Here is a 17,076-nt window from a genome sequence, read left to right on the forward strand (position 1 = left end):
TTATGAACAATATCGAACAAAATCTTCACGATGTCAGGAACCGCATGACACTTGCAGCGCAAAAATGCGGACGTTCTTCAGAAGAAATTACTTTGCTTGCAGTCAGTAAAACCAAACCTGTGGATGCCATCGCAGAAGCCATAGCCAATGGCCAGCGGGAATTTGGTGAGAATTACGTGCAGGAAGGGGTTGAAAAGATCCAATACTTTACTAACCGTGACGATTTAGTGTGGCACTTTATTGGCCCATTACAATCGAACAAGAGTCGTTTGGTTGCAGAAAATTTTGATTGGTGTCATACCGTTGACAGAGTAAAAATCGCCCAACGTTTAAGCGAGCAACGTCCTGAAAACATGCCGCCTCTTAATATTCTGATCCAGATTAATATCAGTGGAGAAGAGAGCAAATCAGGCATTTTGTTGGAAGAGTTAACCGAATTGGCTGCAACTATTAATGGATTGCCTAATCTGGTATTGCGCGGATTGATGGCAATACCTGCACCGGAAAACAACTTTGAACGCCAAATTGCCATTTTTCGCCAAATGGAACAAGCATTGATTAAGCTAAAAGCGCAATATCCCCAAGCTGATACACTATCAATGGGCATGACGGATGATATGGAAGCCGCTATTACTTGTGGTTCTACACTAGTTCGGATTGGAATGGCAATATTCGGTGCCCGTCAGTACAAGTCTTAATATAGAAAATGAAAATCACCTGATTCAATACCTTAAATTAACTGATTAATAGACGAGATTATCTAATGGAAAATCGTAAAATCACCTTTATTGGCGCAGGAAATATGGCTCATGCCATTATTGCCGGCTTAGTCAGCAAAGGTTATCCTGCCGAACTTATCACTGTCTGTTCTCCAACTACCGCCCGCCGTGATGTGCTGGCAAAAGAATATGGCATTAATAGTCAAGGCGATAATATTCGTTACGCACAAGAAGCCGATGTCATCGTTCTGGCGGTTAAACCGCAAATGATGGCAGAAGTTTGTGGATCACTGCACTCATACGTCGATTTCAGTGGAAAACTGGTTATTTCTATTGCTGCTGGTATTCCAGTGTCCCGTTTTTATACGCTCTTGCAGGATAATCTCAATATTATCCGCATTATGCCAAATACCCCTTCGCTTGTAGGGCAAGGGATGAGTGGATTGTTTGCGCCTGAGCATATCGGGCAAACTGATCGCGACTTTGCAGCATCGCTAATGAGTAGTGTCGGGAAAGTCAGCTGGGTAAATGATGAAAACGGTATCAACGATATTATCGCCATCGCAGGCAGTGCCCCTGCTTATTTCTTCCTGTTCATGGAATCGATGCAACAAGAAGCGGAACGTCTGGGATTTGACAGTGAAACGGCCAGAGAACTTGTCCTGCAAGCAGCCATAGGTTCAGCTAAACTTGCTGAAACGCAAAAAGATCTTCCTTTTGCTATCCTGCGTGAGCAGGTAACATCTAAAGGCGGTACAACGGCTGAAGCATTGCGCATTTTTTATGAAGGCAAGCTGCCTGAAATTGTGTCCAATGCCATGCAAGGAGCCATTCGCCGAGCACAGGAAATGGAAAAATTATTTTAATTCAATTGGTTTAATTCAATCAGGGCTGCTACATGCAATTCTTAAACTTCGTCTTTTTCACCGTTCTGGATTTATATATTGCCGTTTTACTACTGCGTGTCTGGATGCAGTGGGCACGTTGTGATTTTTATAATCCATTCTCACAATTTATCGTTAAAATTACCCAACCTGTGGTACGCCCATTACGCAGAGTCATTCCTGCCATTGGTCCCATTGATACCGCGTCCGTACTTCTCTCCTACCTGCTGATTATTATCAAGATCTTGTTGCCGATATGGTTAGCCACAGGGCAATTTTTAGTCCCTTCTGGTGCCATATTCTTGTTTAGCGTGATTGAGTTACTGACTGCTGCCGGAAAGCTCGTATTCTGGTTAGTGATCGCCCGCGCGTTATTAAGCTGGATCAGCCAAGGACGCAACCCTGTGGATTATGTCCTGATTCAATTAACTGAACCACTAATGGCACCTATCCGCCGCATTATCCCTTCTATGGGCGGCCTTGATTTCTCTGCCATGATTGTCATTCTTATTCTCTACGCACTGAATGCCCTGCGCTACGATGTAATGGGGTGGCTGGCTTCAATGTTCGCAAGTTAATTAGATAAACAGATCAATTAGATACATAGATTAATTGGATATACAGGTTAATAAAATAAATGGCAATGCAAAAAGTTGTTCTCGCCACGGGAAATGCAGGTAAAGTACGTGAATTGGCTGATTTATTAGCTGATTTTGGCTTAGATATCGTGGCTCAAACCGCATTAGGTGTGGATTCAGCCGATGAAACAGGTCTCACTTTTATTGAAAACGCAATCATCAAAGCTCGCCATGCCGCAGCAGTGACCGGTTTACCTGCGATTGCCGACGATTCTGGGTTATCGGTTGACGCATTAGGTGGTGCACCAGGTATTTATTCCGCTCGCTATGCAGGCAGTAATGCCTCCGATCAGGAGAACCTGGAAAAATTATTGCAAGTCATGCGCGATGTTCCTGATGAACAGCGTCAGGCTCAATTCAATTGTGTACTGGTCTTCCTACGCCATGCAGAAGATCCTACCCCTCTGGTATATCACGGTCGCTGGTCAGGCATGATTACCCGTGAACCGGCTGGAAAAGGCGGTTTTGGTTATGATCCCGTTTTTTATGCTCCTGAATTTAACTGTACAGCCGCCGAGCTAACTCGTGAGCAAAAAAATGCCATTTCACACCGTGGGAAAGCATTAGCAATGTTATTGGAAGCCATGCGTAATGCTTAAGTTGCCACCTCTGAGTCTTTATATTCATATTCCGTGGTGCGTGCAGAAATGCCCTTATTGTGACTTTAATTCACATGCCTTAAAAGGGGATGTACCGCATCAGGAATATGTTGATCATCTATTGGCAGATTTGCATGTGGATCTACCAATGATTGGTGATCGTGAGGTATCAACGATTTTTATCGGTGGAGGAACCCCTAGTCTGTTAAGCGCCGAAGGTATGCAACGATTGCTTGATGGGGTCAGGGCTTCACTGCCACTCTCTCCGCAAGCAGAGATTACAATGGAAGCCAATCCGGGAACCGTTGAAGCTGCTCGTTTCAGTGCTTATCAGCAAGCGGGAATCAATCGCATTTCTATCGGTGTACAAAGTTTTGGTTCAGATAAACTTATCCGTTTAGGGCGTATCCACGGCCCGGAAGAGGCCAAACGGGCAGCTAAATTGGCTAACGGGCTTGGATTACGCAGTTTCAATCTGGATTTGATGCATGGCCTGCCTAACCAAACACTCAATGAAGCATTGAATGATTTACGTCAGGCTATTGAGTTATCGCCCCCCCACCTGTCCTGGTATCAACTAACGATTGAACCCAATACCAGTTTCGGTTCTCGCCCTCCGGTCTTACCGGATGATGATGCGTTATGGGATATTTTTTCCCAAGGCCATCAATTACTGACAGAGGCGGGTTATCAACAATATGAAACTTCGGCCTATGCCAAACCCGGTTATCAATGCCAGCATAATCTCAATTACTGGCGTTTCGGTGATTATTTGGGGATTGGTTGCGGAGCACATGGCAAAATTTCGTTTGCAGATGGCCGTATTCTCCGTACGGTAAAAACCAAACATCCACGCGGTTATATGCAAGGGAATTATCTGGATCAGCAAAATCAGGTGGATAATGGAGATCGTCCATTTGAATTTTTCATGAACCGTTTTCGCTTGCTGGAATCGATGCCACGCCAGGATTTCAGTGATTTCACCGGATTATCGGAAAGTGTCATTCGTCCACAAATTGACGAAGCACTGACGAAAGACTATATCACTGAAAGCGATACACACTGGCAAATCACCAAGCACGGAAAACTATTCCTGAATTCCTTACTAGAGCTGTTTCTTTGAAGAAATAAACTTATAAATAAACTGCACCTAAAAATTAAAAGGTGCAGTTTTATTGGTTAGAATCTGAGGGAATATTGTTTTTAGAGCTATATTTTAACCAGTGCACATAGTTACCCACATTACTTAGTTCTCTCTTAATCAAACAGCATTACCAGATAAAGGTAATATTTCATATTAGAAAACATTATAATTATTCCTGAACAAGACCAGATATTTCTGGATGAAAATATTCTCTATATTTATTTAAACACTCTTCATTTCTGAAACTATATGTTTTAAGTAACCAACGCTTTTCCGCAGCATTTTTATCAACAACCTTGATAATTTCACGATTATGCAGTGAATCCTGATTTGCAAAAGAAAATAAATCTCCGCTATTAATAGAAATATGTTCCTTTTTTGCTTTAGTGATAGCAATTTTCAATTCAAGAAGAGCCTCAATAGCTTCTTTAGGGGCATCTAATAAATAGGTAGTACGGGTATCGTAGTAACGAAAAGTATGTATGTTCTCAAGAATGATATGCTTTTCAGAGTAAATTTGTTTTTTGTTAGAGTCTCTTGAATATTCGTCATAAGGAGTCATATACCAAGGTTGACGTAACCAGTGCTGCGATTCTGGCTTTAGGTAAGAAAGTATATCCTTGCCATCAAGATAACCTGTATAAATCAAATTTCGTTCACTACAACGCATACCAAGTAAACTAAGAAAATCCGCTCTCACAGGATGCGCGGTACGATCATTGTGGAAATAGAGTTCACCATCAGTTTTTTGCGTTTGTGTATTAGAATATTTCTTATGGGCGTAGACATCATGAAAGAAATCACCGTTATTGCGTGTCTGGTAAGCCAGTAGAGGAGAATCAGTTAACTGTGAGAAAAGTTCTAACAGGCTTTCTCCAATAAATGTTGTTTTCTTCCTGTATTTATCATTCACAGGGTCTTCCTGATCGAATTCAGGAATAACTCTATCAATAGGAAGATTTTTCAATAGCTGTGCATTAATACCATATAGTCGTCTTTCATCTTTTATTTTATGACATACTTCTACAAATTTCTTTGGTACTTTTCCCAACAAAATAAGATTGCTAACTTCATGCTTAAAATTAATATAATTTTCATAAGGATTAACATTAATTATATCAAGAGCATTAAAAATATCTTTGTTTTCCAACCTGTCAAATTTGTAAACACTAATCATTTTAAACCTCCAAATAATATTATTCCAAACATGTCATTATACTACCAACAATATCTTATAAAAATCTTAAGTGAATTAATCACATTAAAATTTATAAAAGGAAAAATAAATCAAGAGAGAATAAAATTATCACCAGAATTTTTCTAAATTAAACAGCCATCTATTAAGAAAAGATGGCTGTTTTCAATATCATCTTATTCTGCCTGAAGCACGGGCGTAAGAAAATAGCCCTCCGGCAGAGACAATATTGGCAAGTTCACCAATAGGATCGGTTTGATATTTTTCACCATTTTTCAACAGAATGACGGTCTGGTTTTCAATATCAATCTCAATACTGTCTCCCGTGACTAATTGGTCACACAAGCGCTCTTGGGCTGCAACGGGCAATAACTGGCCAGTTGATACACAATTTCGAAAGAATATACGGGCATAAGATTGAGCAAGCACCGCTTTCACCCCTGAAGCACCTAAGGCTGCCACAGCATGTTCACGTGAAGATCCACAACCAAAATTCTGCCCTGCCACAATGATCGGGTATTTCGCTTTTCCCTTGCATTCATCAATAAAAGGCAGTGAACCTTCCGGTAATCCACACATCGCCAGCGAAGCCAGTTGAGCGTATCCTTCAGGAGTAGAAGGATTGACCTTGAGATATTCCGCTGAAAGAATCTGGTCAGTATCAATATTATCGGTCAATACATAAACCTCACCCCGAATGATACTTTCCTTTAACTCACTCATAAAAACTCCTTAGGATTTGTTATTTGACCAGTAATAGCAGCCGCGGCAACAGAATAAGGAGAAGCGAGATAAATATTGGCGCGTTTATGCCCCATTCTGCCGACAAAATTGCGATTGGTGGTGGATATGACTGATATTGGATCATTGACGCGGCCAAAAGTATCTGGCGGGCCACCACAACAAGCGGCACACCCTGATTCAGAAGAAAGTTTCACTCCCGCATCGCTTAAAATCTGGTAGACAGAAACGCCATCGATTTGGGTCGTAATCGTTCTATGGAAAACTTCTTTTGTTGCAGGTACTGCATAAGTTGGAATTATCACTTTATGCCCTTTGATAACGCGGGCTGCCGCAACAAAATCCTCCAGCTTGCCCCCGGTACAAGAACCAATATATGCCTGAGAAATGGCAACATTGGCTACCTGCTCAATGGAAACGACATTATCCGGAGAATGGGGTTTGGCAATCTTTGGCTGCATCGTGGAAACATCAATATTTAACACACGGCTATATTGTGCATCCTCGTCAGGGTAGACAATTTCAAACGGGAGATTATTTCTTTCTGCTAAATAATCCAGAGTCGCCTGATTGGGAACCATAATGCCATTTTTAGCTCCACACTCAACGACCATATTGCAAATCGTCATGCGCTCTTCTACTGATAACTCATCAATAACGTTACCACCAAACTCTATAGCCTGATAGGTTGCACCATCGACAGTTAACTCTGACAATACAGATAAAATCATGTCCTTAGCCAAAACATGGGCTGGCTTGGTTCCGGTAAAATTGACCCTAATGGTTGTTGGCACCTTAAGAGGAATTTCTCCCGTACCTAATGCATAAGCTGCGTCAGTAATCCCTAACCCAATGGCAAATGCACCAAAAGCCCCCGCAGTTACAGTATGAGAATCTGTGCCCAGTAACACTTCACCCGGGCGAATATGTCCTCCCTCTGCAAGCCCTATATGGCACACACCTTTATAATTGGGTGTCCCAACATCATAAAAATATTTTATGTTCTGTTCAGCGGCAAATTCACGCATCACCCGAATATTCTGGTTAGCTTGTGAGTCAGCCGAATAGACAAAATGGTCTGGAATTAAAATAAAGCGTTCAGGATCCCATATCTTTGCATCTTGCCCAAACTCCTTTTTAAATACGCTGGCTACACCTGGCGTGCAGGGATCGTGAGACATCAGAATATCCACTTTCGCCCAAACCACTTCACCCGGAGTGACTTGCGCACGCCCACTTGCCCGTGCAAGAATTTTTTGTGTAATAGTTTGGCTCATCTCACATTGCCCTCCGAAAGATAAAAACAGACTCAATAGACTGTCATCCTAACAAGATTACGACTCCTTAACGTAGGGAAATACCATCGTATGATTCACTGTTTCCATTATGGAACAGTTGTCCACAAAATGGGAAATTCTTACCCATTGAATCTGACATATCACTATAGGATATGTGATATGTTATAGGCTGGTTCCTACGAGTAAATCATCAGGTTATTGCATGAATAATATTGAGAATCTTACCTCAATGGTGGTCTTTGCCCGTGTTGTAGAGACGCTGAGTTTTACTGAAGCAGCAAGATCGTTAAGGCTATCCAAGTCTTCTGTCAGCCGCGAGATTGCACAATTAGAAGTAAGATTAGGCACCCAATTACTCAACCGCACTACACGTAAAATTCAAGTAACAGAAGTTGGGATGAGTTATTACCAATACTGCCATCGGATCCTTACCGAAGCCCAAAATGCTGAACATTTTATACGTAATTTCCATGAAGAACCGATGGGAAGCTTACGCTTGATTGCGCCGGTATCCTTTGGCAGCCAATGTATTGTTCCCGCCCTGAATCACTTTATCGCCAGTAATATTCATATCAGTGTCGATTTGGAACTGACCGACAGAACAATTAATATGGAAGAAGACCAATGCGATATTGCCATCATCATAGGGCGTGAAACGCCACAATATCCACTTGTTATGCCTTTAATTGATATCACCTGGGGACTTTACGCAACCCCAGACTATATAAACCCATTTTCTCCAATAGAGAAACCTGAAGATCTTCCTCGTTACGATTATCTGCTATTTCGTGGCCCTGCACATACGATTTCCCTGCCATTCCGTAAGGAAAGAAATAAGCTGGATATTGAAGTACGCAGCCGATTTCGCATCAATAACAGTGTGGCGTTAATGAGTTCCGCTCTGTCAGGAGCGGGTATTGCCTATCTCCCCGATTATGTTACTCATGAAGCCGTGGCAGAAGGGAAATTAGTACGACTTCTCCCAGAATGGAGCATGGATATTTATCAGGCATGGATACTATTTAAATCAGAAAATACGCTATCTTCGCGTGTACAAAAATTTGCAAGCTCTTTGCAACGCAAGCTAAGGCAAGATTTGGAGAAAGGAAAAAAAGCATAACTACAGATATCAAGCGGGTACAACAGCACCCGCCAAAGATATTATCTGTCAGAGGTATCAATAGCCATTACTATTAATCAACAATAATTAATAGTAATTGCCGTGACGGTAATCCCAGGTAGTGAAAGTGTCGGACATCATTGCCATGATTTTATGTACATCCAACCCTTTTCGGATTAATACCGGACATGGAGTAATATCGCGTTGCCCCTGTTGCAGCGGAACTAATTTACCATTTTCATCTACCATTGAAACCATCACACCTTGTTCATAACGAGTTTGCTCAGTTTCATTTGGCTGGATAGATTTGACATAGTCATTAGCGCAGATAATCAGATCGGCCCGCTCTTCTATCCTCTCACCGATACATTCAACCAGCCCGCGATTTCCCTTACCTGATGGGTTAGCCGAGCTGGCAAAAGAGAACTTACCATATTTTTCCCACAGTTCTTTTGCCAGGATTTCGCCGGGTTTGCCAAATTTAATGACGAAACAGCTCGTACCACGTTGATCCATCATCAGTTCTTTAGAACCATCATCTGGAATACGGGCTATCGCTTCTTCTTTCCACGGCAAGATACAACCTAATAATACGTCTTCATCCCAATGTCTTTGATAAAGTTCTTCAATTTCCGCGTTAAGCTGAGCCAACTCTTTCAATTGTTCCAAAGAACCACATAAAACAACACCAGGCTTGTTGCGATTACGCAGCTTAGCCTCAAATTTACGCTCCAGACCTTGCGCATCAGATGTCATGATAATGTAGCCAACTTTGGTTGGGCAGACGATCATGCCTCCATCATTAGCGAGGATCTCTACCGCTTCCGGCTGTAACCCATAGTTCCATTGAATTTTTTTGCTGCTCATATTGATACCCCTTACTGGAAACGGAAGAATTATTGATTCGGTTAACGCTGGTAGTAGCCGGTAATAGAAGCTGTTGCCAAGGTATTGGCCTGGATCATAAAACGCGCAACGGCATTTGTTGTTTCAGCATCAATTCCCAGTTTCTCTACCGATAAGGCATGTACAGTGAAAACATAGCGATGGGCTTTATCTCCCACAGGTGGACAACAACCACCGAAACCAAACAGGCCATAATCATTTCTGCTCTGAATTGTACCGGTTGGTAATTTGCTACCATCACTTTGCCCTGCATTTGCAGGTAAGGATTGTGTTACAACGGGAATATCAAAAGCGACCCAGTGCCAGAAGCCACTACCCGTTGGTGCATCAGGATCATAGACAGTAATCGCAAAACTTTTGGTTCCGGCTGGTACGTCCGCCCAAGCAAGTTCGGGGGAACGGTTATCACCATTGCCATCAAATTGATTAAATTCATGCTCTTTTTTCAAGAAATCACTATTCTTAAATTCAGTTGAACTAATAATCATGCTTATGTCCCCCATTGGATGCCTTTTGAAATATCCTAACGTAGATTTTCTGTACCGCAAGGCCAGGTTATGATTTTGCTTGATTGTTTCAATTTAGGAACAATAACGGGTTAGGGGTAATAAGTGAGTCAAAAATACCCCGAAATCTCACTATTCAGACTTCAGGGTAACTTCAGAGAAAAAGAATTTTAATTTGTGAAATTACAACGTGATGAAATTATAATGCATCAGCAACCGCTTTGATTTGTCGCGTCATGCTATCTAAACCACCGCCAGACAAGTACCAGAGATCAGACTGTAAATACACTATCTTCCCATTTTGATAGGCATTAGTTGATTTGACTTGATCATTTTCAAACTGATCTTTTTCTAATTTACCTGCACCAATTGCTTCACTACGGTCGATAATCAAGATCACATCAGGGTTAGCTTGTGCAATCATATCCGCCGTCACAATTCGACTTTTGTCTTTATCCGATGTAACCGGCAATACAGCACGAGGCGCTTTAATCACATTGTAAACAATAACCTGATTATTAGGATATAACTCACCCGCATTATGCAGTAATACTAATACCTTACTGTTTGCTGCTTTTGCTTTTTCCTCAGCGGATGCAATCGTTTTTTCCAAATCAGCAAATTGCGCTTTCACGATATCCTGCTTATTGAATAACTCACCCAACAATTTAAGATTACTATCAACGGATGACAGATAGTTTTTATTGTCCGTGCTTAAATTAATGGTTGGTGCTATTTGTGACAGACGATCATAAAAAGCACCTTGACGTCCGGTAATGACAATTAAATCTGGTTTAATTTCCGCTAATTTTTCCAAATTCGGCTCTTTCATTCCCCCGGCATTGTGCATAGTTGTAGACACACTATTACGCACATATTCAGGTAAATTATTAATGGGTAATGCAATCACTCGATCAGACAATCCCAGTTTCGCCATTGAATCGTAAGTTCCGAAATCGAATAAAACCACCCGTTTTGGATTCTTTTTAACCTGGGTTTCGCCGGAAATATGTTTCACCGTGGCATAATCACCAGACTGAGCTGTCACTGAATTTGGCGTAACTAATTCTGGTGATTGGCTGAATGCAGAGTAACTGATAGCAGAAAGCAGTGATGCAATAACAATTGACAAGATTTTTTTCATTCGTTACACCTAAATTAAGTCTATTAATAAGAGGTGGCTTGCATTCTAGGTGGCAACATTAATATGTCAACAAAATAAGAATCAATTTCATATTGATTCTTATTTACTTGTAGGGTAAACAACCTATTTTACTTAATCTCATTCATAAGACTAATGCGCTGTTGTTCTAATTGACTGGCTTTGCTACATACTTCCGCTTTTAAACGCTTTAATTCTTGTTCCTGCTTTTTCCATTCTGCATCAAAACCATTTTGCATGCCGCCTAACCCACCGAGAAGAGACATTATCATTTGTTTGCCGTCACCATTTTGGTCACTATTTTTACGGCTCATTTCGTTAATACTATCCTGCAAAATACCACCAAGGCTCTGTTCAATGAGTTTCCGGCCTTCAGGTTCTACCTGTTTGACAGCCTGAGCATTAAAGGCAAAACCATTAGCACGGGTTTCAATCACTTTATCGATTTGTTTAATGAGGCCAGATTCCAATTGAGATAAACGGTTACGGATATTACTTTCCTTACCCATTGTTTCGACCACCACTTTATCCAGTGACTGGCGCGCATTCGTCAAATGACTTAGCGCTTCTTTCTTAACCCAAGGTAAATCCTGACGGATCGTCTGTTGATATTGCTGAGCTTTACTACGTTGTTCTGTATTCAGCGATAACACCTTACCCTCTCTGGTTATGGAACCATCAGACAATATTTTCAGGTTTCCACTCGCTCCTGTAATTTGGACAGAATTTGGTGTGACAATAATGTCATCATTAAGTGTCGCATGACATTCAGAACTCGCCTGTGCCTGAGTGACAATGGCTTGAGACGCAAATAATAATGATGCAGCAATCGTGATCCTGCGTAGCATACATTCTCCTGATTTCTAAGGTTAAACACAGACAGATTAAAAGATAGAACGTCCAATACGCCCTGCTAATTTTTCCAGTGCTGCGCAACCTGCCAATGAGTTGCCGGATTTATCCAGTTCAGGCGACCATACCGCAACAGTGAATTCTCCCGGAACCACACAGATAATGCCACCACCAACACCCGATTTCCCTGGCATACCGATCCTGAAAGCAAACTCGCCAGAACCATCGTACATACCACATGTCAACATAAGTGCATTAATCTGACGAGTTTGTCGAAGGCTCAAAATTTGTTGACCGGAATCCATCATTCGTCCTTGGTTGGCTAAATAAATAAAACATTGAGCTAATTCAACACAATTCATTTTCAAGGCGCAGTATTGGAAGTATGTTTGCAGAACGGTGATAACATCATTCCCAAAATTACCGAATGATTTCATCAGGTAAGCTATCGCGGCATTGCGGCTGGAATGCTCCATTTCTGAACGGGCAACGATATCATCATAAGAAATATTTTTTTGTCCTGTGAGGCTACGAACAAACTCCAGCATTCGATGTTTAGGTGCGCTCAAGCGAGATTGCAGCATATCGCAAATAATCAATGCTCCCGCATTAATAAAAGGATTGCGGGGAATTCCCTTTTCCAACTCCAACTGTACCAATGAGTTAAACGGCTGTCCCGAAGGTTCCGTACCCACCCGTTGCCAGATATCCTCTTCCTTATAACGTGTCATCGCTAATGTTAAGCTCAACACTTTAGAAATGGATTGGATGGAGAAGCGCTTTTCCGCATCTCCCGCTTTAAAAACTTGCCCATCTACCGTACAAATGGCCATCGCCAAATTATTTGCCGGAATTTCCGCCAGAGCAGGAATGTAATCTGCTACTCTTCCTTGACCAATCAAAGGGCGTACTTCTTCTAAGATATCTGCCAACAACGAATTAGAGAACCTTACCTTCACCACTTTTTCTCCAGACAAACAGGGGCCCCTAACGAGCCCCTGCATACAGCGCTATTTTTACGTAATACGCTTTTTCTTATGCAACAGCGAATCAATCCCACCACACATCAAACAATTCTGATGTGATAACGTCTTCCATACCGCGATCTTTCAGCCAACTCTCAACCAATTGGCGATGTTCTTCCGTACATTTGCCGATTTTTTGCAGGCAGACAATACCTTCCCATTGCAAATAACCGCTGGCATCCAGAGCAAGGCCATTTGGCTCGATCAGTTCTTCAATCAAGGCATCAACTGTGCTATCGACAACCTCAACGGATGTATCAGCCGGAAAGTTCCACTTTACTGAAAAACCCAATTCCTGAAACTCATCAATACGCAATTTTTTACGCAGACGACGACTACGGTTTTTAGCCATTATTTTACCCTCTCAAACATTAGATCCCATACACCATGACCTAACCGCTGACCACGCGTCTCAAATTTTGTGACCGGGCGCGACTCAGGACGTGGCACATAATCACCGTTTCCCGATAAGTTGTGATACCCTTCTGCTGTGCTCATCACCTCCAGCATATGCTCTGCATATGGCTGCCAGTCGGTCGCCATATGGAAGACACCACCAATTTTCAGTTTACTTTTAATTAATTGAGCGAATTCAGGCTGCACAATTCTACGTTTGTTATGGCGCGCTTTATGCCACGGATCAGGGAAGAAAAGCTGAACCATTGCCAGGCTCTGATCTGGGATCATGTTATTCAATACTTCGATAGCATCATGGCACATCACTCGCAGATTACTGAGATTTTCATCTTCTGCGAATGCCAAACAAGCCCCAACTCCCGGCGCATGAACTTCGATTCCCAAAAAGTTTCTCTCTGGATTTTCGCTTGCCATTGTGACCAATGATGCGCCCATACCAAAACCGATTTCCAACACAACAGGTGCTTCACGACCAAAGATCTCTTCCATATTGGACAATTCTGTCTGATAGTCCACTCCCATCCTTGGCCACACATTATCAAGTGCTTGTTGCTGGCGACTCGTTAACCGCCCCTGCCGACGCACAAAACTGCGGACACGGCGCAATGCCCTGCCATTTTCATCATATTCCGGTGAAATTACATTATTTATCATGGTACTTTTTGTCAGTTTCTAAAGACATTTTTTCAGGCGTCTGGGACTTTATGTACCGCAGGATTGCCCAAAGAGAGCGCAATTATGCAAAGATGGCTGAGTTTATCAAGTTCAGTGTCCATAAGCACAACTTTAATGCTATGTTTGCGTAATGCTTCGAAACAAAGTTCGGGTTTACACTGAGGTTACACTATGTTGCAATCCCGCTCACGAAACAATTACCAGATATAAAGACAATTATTCTAATGATGGAAGCTGAGCAATTTTCACAAGTGGTACTTGAGTGGTATCACCGCTACGGCCGCAAAACCCTGCCGTGGCAGTTGGAAAAAACATCCTATCACGTCTGGCTTTCAGAGGTGATGCTGCAACAAACTCAAGTTGCGACGGTCATTCCTTATTTCCAAAAATTTATTTCACGTTTTCCTGATGTTACCTCTTTGGCTGCTGCCCCACTGGATGAGGTTCTCCACTTATGGACTGGCTTAGGATATTACGCCCGTGCCCGTAACTTACATAAAGCCGCACAACAGATCGTGACATTGCACAAGGGTAAATTTCCAACAACCTTTGATGATGTTGTTGCCCTGCCCGGTGTAGGACGTTCAACTGCCGGAGCCATTCTTTCATTGTCCCAAGGTAAGCATTACCCGATCCTTGATGGTAACGTGAAACGTGTTTTGGCTCGTTGCTACACTGTTGACGGCTGGCCGGGGAAAAAAGAGGTTGAAAACCAGTTATGGGATATCAGCACACGCGTAACGCCCAAACAAGGTGTCGAATATTTTAATCAGGCGATGATGGACTTGGGCGCTATAGTCTGCACCCGCAGCAAACCAAAATGTGAGATTTGTCCACTTAATACGGGTTGTATCGCTTACGCCAATCACAGTTGGGCAAACTATCCGGGGAAAAAACCAAAACAAAGCATTCCTGAAAAAACAGCCTACTTTTTATTAATGCAACATGGCGATATGGTCTGGCTAGAGCAGCGCCCACTTTCTGGTATTTGGGGGGGATTGTTTGCTTTCCCGCAATTTACTGATCAAATATCACTGGAACAATGGCTAAAAAATTCAGGTATCTCACACAGCAAACTTGAACAACTGACAGCATTTCGCCACACATTCAGCCATTTTCATTTAGATATCGTTCCTATTAAGATCGATATCTTAGCTTTTGATTCCTGCATGGATGAAAGTAAGGGACTTTGGTATAACTTACGTCAGCCAGCAACTATTGGATTGGCAGCTCCCATTGAGTACCTTTTGCAACAATTGGGTTAAGTTGCCCACTATTTTGAGGATTTGAGGATTAATTATGAGCAGAACTATTTTTTGCACTTTTTTACAACGAGAAGCGGAAGGTCAAGATTTTCAGCTCTATCCAGGGGAATTGGGCAAGCGTATTTTCAATGAGATTTCGAAAGAAGCATGGCAACAATGGATGAGTAAACAAACCATGCTGATTAATGAAAAAAAACTCAATACCATGAATCCAGAAGATCGCAAACTGCTTGAACAAGAGATGGTTAAATTCCTGTTTGAAGGACATGACATTAAAATCGACGGTTATACACCTCCAGAAAAATAATATTACTACGCTATTCGTATAGATTGACATAATAAGAGCCATTTTGTATGGCTCTAAACATTGATTAAAACCTGAATATCCAACAGCATTAATATCCAACGGCATTGTAAAATGAAAAGACTGCTGGCTCTGATCCTCCTTGCTCCACTTCTAATTTCCTGTTCTGGCAAAAAAGACGTTGAATACAGAGAAGAATATATAAAAGACACCAATGGATTCGATATTTTGATGGGACAATTTGCCCATAATATTGAAAATATTTGGGGATTACAGGAAGTTTTAATCGCAGGCCCAAAAGATTACGTTAAATATACAGATCAATATAAGACCCGTAGCCATATCAATTTTGAGACGGGAAATATTACGATTGAAACCATTTCCCCAATTGAACCCACTGAACATTTACGCAAAGCGATCGTTACGACTTTGCTGATGGGAGATGATCCTGGAACTATCGATCTTTATTCCGACGCCAACGATATTCAGATCAGCAAAGAACCCTTTCTATATGGACAGGTTCTGGATAACACTGGTGAACCCATTCGCTGGGAGTGGCGCGCACGTCATTTTGCCAATTATCTGATCCAAAATAAATTGCAAAAACGTCAATCGGGATTACACATCATTTGGTCAGTCACCATACAGTTGGTTCCTAACCATTTGGATAAACGCGCTCATAAATATCTTCCTATCGTTCGCAAAGCATCCATAAAATATGGCGTTGATGAATCCCTGATCCTTGCCATCATGCAGACTGAATCCAGTTTTAACCCTTATGCCGTCAGCCGTTCTGATGCCTTGGGCCTTATGCAGGTAATGCAACACACCGCCGGACGAGATGTTTTCAAGATGCAAGGAAAGTCAGGCCAGCCTAGCCGCAATTATCTCTTCGATCCTGAAAACAATATTGATGCCGGTACTGCCTATCTATCAATATTGCAAAATACATACTTAGGGGAAATCAAAAACGCAACTTCACGTCGATATGCCGTTATCACTGCTTACAATGGCGGTGCAGGCAGTGTATTACGCGTATTCTCCAATGATAAAAAGAAAGCGGTTCAAATCATCAATTCAATGGAACCTGGTGATATTTATGCAACTCTAACCAATAAACACCCTGCTGCTGAATCACGTCGCTATTTGATAAAAGTGAACAATGCACAGAAAAGCTATCGAAGATAGTTGATAACAAATTAGCAACGGATAGTAGAGAAATAACAAAACGGAGAAGCAATTGCTTCTCCGTTTTGTTTATATTTATAGCTTATTGTGTGAATTAAAAGCACATAAATAAATTTATGCAGAAAGTGTTTGACGGATTGGGCTGAATACGGTTTAATGCGCCCCGTTAGCCCGGATAGCTCAGTCGGTAGAGCAGGGGATTGAAAATCCCCGTGTCGGTGGTTCGATTCCGCCTCCGGGCACCACTTCAACTTCCAGTGAAGTCCAGCCCAGTCAAACAATTCTTAGTAAATCCTGCAAAATTAATACTATTTCACGCGATGCTCGACTTTAACATCTTATAACGTTGGCTTGTTGAAGCCAGTCGCGTTGACTTTTACCTTGTTTAAAATTGGCAAAAATACCCAACGTGTGAGAAAGAAGTTTTCTAGCAATTCG

At 41.9% G+C, this 17,076-nt stretch carries 19 protein-coding genes and 1 tRNA gene; 10 read left to right on the plus strand and 10 right to left on the minus strand.

The window, feature by feature from the left end; all coding sequences use genetic code 11:
• Positions 1-2: 2 nt before the first annotated feature.
• From Xets_RS27580 to hemW, 5 genes are all read left to right on the plus strand, one after another.
• Positions 3-698, plus strand: coding sequence for a YggS family pyridoxal phosphate-dependent enzyme (locus tag Xets_RS27580; RefSeq protein WP_099131019.1), 696 nt, complete (start codon positions 3-5; stop codon positions 696-698).
• Between the two features lie 65 nt (positions 699-763).
• Complete coding sequence (gene proC, locus Xets_RS27585) at positions 764-1,585, plus strand: pyrroline-5-carboxylate reductase (protein WP_187651086.1); 822 nt, start codon at positions 764-766, stop codon at positions 1,583-1,585.
• Positions 1,586-1,617: 32 nt separating this feature from the next.
• On the plus strand, positions 1,618-2,181 hold the full coding sequence (locus Xets_RS27590) for a YggT family protein (protein ID WP_187651087.1): 564 nt from the start codon (positions 1,618-1,620) through the stop codon (positions 2,179-2,181).
• Between the two features lie 65 nt (positions 2,182-2,246).
• Positions 2,247-2,840 (plus strand): XTP/dITP diphosphatase, encoded by a 594-nt coding sequence (locus tag Xets_RS27595; RefSeq protein WP_099131207.1) that lies wholly within the window; start codon positions 2,247-2,249, stop codon positions 2,838-2,840.
• Positions 2,833-3,963, plus strand: a complete 1,131-nt coding sequence (gene hemW / locus Xets_RS27600; RefSeq protein WP_187651088.1) for a radical SAM family heme chaperone HemW — start codon at positions 2,833-2,835, stop codon at positions 3,961-3,963. The genes Xets_RS27595 and hemW overlap by 8 nt, the downstream gene beginning before the upstream one ends.
• A 190-nt stretch (positions 3,964-4,153) precedes the next feature.
• On the opposite strand, the gene Xets_RS27605 is transcribed toward hemW, so the two are convergent.
• The 3 genes from Xets_RS27605 to Xets_RS27615 all read right to left on the minus strand — a co-directional run bounded on the left by Xets_RS27605 (position 4,154) and on the right by Xets_RS27615 (position 7,197).
• Positions 4,154-5,161: a taurine catabolism dioxygenase TauD gene (locus tag Xets_RS27605; RefSeq protein WP_099131015.1), complete on the minus strand. Its 1,008-nt coding sequence runs from the start codon at positions 5,159-5,161 to the stop codon at positions 4,154-4,156.
• Between the two features lie 189 nt (positions 5,162-5,350).
• On the minus strand, positions 5,351-5,902 hold the full coding sequence (locus tag Xets_RS27610; protein WP_099131014.1) for a 3-isopropylmalate dehydratase: 552 nt from the start codon (positions 5,900-5,902) through the stop codon (positions 5,351-5,353).
• On the minus strand, positions 5,899-7,197 hold the full coding sequence (locus Xets_RS27615) for an aconitase/3-isopropylmalate dehydratase large subunit family protein (RefSeq protein ID WP_187651089.1): 1,299 nt from the start codon (positions 7,195-7,197) through the stop codon (positions 5,899-5,901). The genes Xets_RS27610 and Xets_RS27615 overlap by 4 nt, the downstream gene beginning before the upstream one ends.
• A gap of 223 nt (positions 7,198-7,420) precedes the next feature.
• Here Xets_RS27615 and Xets_RS27620 point away from each other — a divergent pair, with 223 nt between their 5' ends.
• A complete protein-coding gene (locus tag Xets_RS27620) occupies positions 7,421-8,338 on the plus strand; it encodes a LysR family transcriptional regulator (protein ID WP_099131012.1) in 918 nt (305 codons plus the stop codon).
• Positions 8,339-8,425: 87 nt separating this feature from the next.
• Here the strand turns inward: Xets_RS27620 and Xets_RS27625 are convergent, their stop codons facing one another.
• The 7 genes from Xets_RS27625 to trmB all read right to left on the minus strand — a co-directional run bounded on the left by Xets_RS27625 (position 8,426) and on the right by trmB (position 13,860).
• Positions 8,426-9,205: an L-threonylcarbamoyladenylate synthase gene (locus Xets_RS27625; RefSeq protein ID WP_099131011.1), complete on the minus strand. Its 780-nt coding sequence runs from the start codon at positions 9,203-9,205 to the stop codon at positions 8,426-8,428.
• Between the two features lie 41 nt (positions 9,206-9,246).
• Positions 9,247-9,732: a YbhB/YbcL family Raf kinase inhibitor-like protein gene (locus tag Xets_RS27630; protein WP_099131010.1), complete on the minus strand. Its 486-nt coding sequence runs from the start codon at positions 9,730-9,732 to the stop codon at positions 9,247-9,249.
• Between the two features lie 217 nt (positions 9,733-9,949).
• Positions 9,950-10,894 carry a siderophore ABC transporter substrate-binding protein gene (locus Xets_RS27635; RefSeq protein ID WP_187651090.1) on the minus strand — a complete coding sequence of 315 codons (945 nt, stop codon included), beginning with the start codon at positions 10,892-10,894 and terminating at the stop codon, positions 9,950-9,952.
• A gap of 128 nt (positions 10,895-11,022) precedes the next feature.
• On the minus strand, positions 11,023-11,760 hold the full coding sequence (locus tag Xets_RS27640; protein ID WP_099131008.1) for a DUF2884 family protein: 738 nt from the start codon (positions 11,758-11,760) through the stop codon (positions 11,023-11,025).
• Between the two features lie 36 nt (positions 11,761-11,796).
• Positions 11,797-12,768 carry a glutaminase B gene (gene glsB / locus Xets_RS27645; RefSeq protein WP_099131007.1) on the minus strand — a complete coding sequence of 324 codons (972 nt, stop codon included), beginning with the start codon at positions 12,766-12,768 and terminating at the stop codon, positions 11,797-11,799.
• A gap of 46 nt (positions 12,769-12,814) precedes the next feature.
• A complete protein-coding gene (locus tag Xets_RS27650; protein ID WP_099131006.1) occupies positions 12,815-13,141 on the minus strand; it encodes a YggL family protein in 327 nt (108 codons plus the stop codon).
• Positions 13,141-13,860, minus strand: coding sequence for a tRNA (guanosine(46)-N7)-methyltransferase TrmB (trmB, locus tag Xets_RS27655; RefSeq protein WP_187651091.1), 720 nt, complete (start codon positions 13,858-13,860; stop codon positions 13,141-13,143). Before trmB ends, Xets_RS27650 begins: the two co-directional genes overlap by 1 nt.
• Positions 13,861-14,105: 245 nt before the next feature.
• On the opposite strand from trmB, the gene mutY reads away from it, so the two are divergent.
• From mutY to Xets_RS27675, 4 genes are all read left to right on the plus strand, one after another.
• On the plus strand, positions 14,106-15,146 hold the full coding sequence (mutY, locus tag Xets_RS27660; protein ID WP_187651092.1) for an A/G-specific adenine glycosylase: 1,041 nt from the start codon (positions 14,106-14,108) through the stop codon (positions 15,144-15,146).
• Between the two features lie 34 nt (positions 15,147-15,180).
• Complete coding sequence (locus Xets_RS27665; RefSeq protein ID WP_099131003.1) at positions 15,181-15,453, plus strand: oxidative damage protection protein; 273 nt, start codon at positions 15,181-15,183, stop codon at positions 15,451-15,453.
• Between the two features lie 111 nt (positions 15,454-15,564).
• Positions 15,565-16,638 (plus strand): membrane-bound lytic murein transglycosylase MltC, encoded by a 1,074-nt coding sequence (gene mltC, locus Xets_RS27670; protein WP_187651093.1) that lies wholly within the window; start codon positions 15,565-15,567, stop codon positions 16,636-16,638.
• Between the two features lie 169 nt (positions 16,639-16,807).
• A tRNA-Phe gene (locus Xets_RS27675) sits at positions 16,808-16,883 on the plus strand.
• Positions 16,884-17,076 lie beyond the last annotated feature (193 nt).

The organism is Xenorhabdus sp. TS4, assembly GCF_014467265.1.
Lineage (GTDB): Bacteria > Pseudomonadota > Gammaproteobacteria > Enterobacterales > Enterobacteriaceae > Xenorhabdus > Xenorhabdus ehlersii.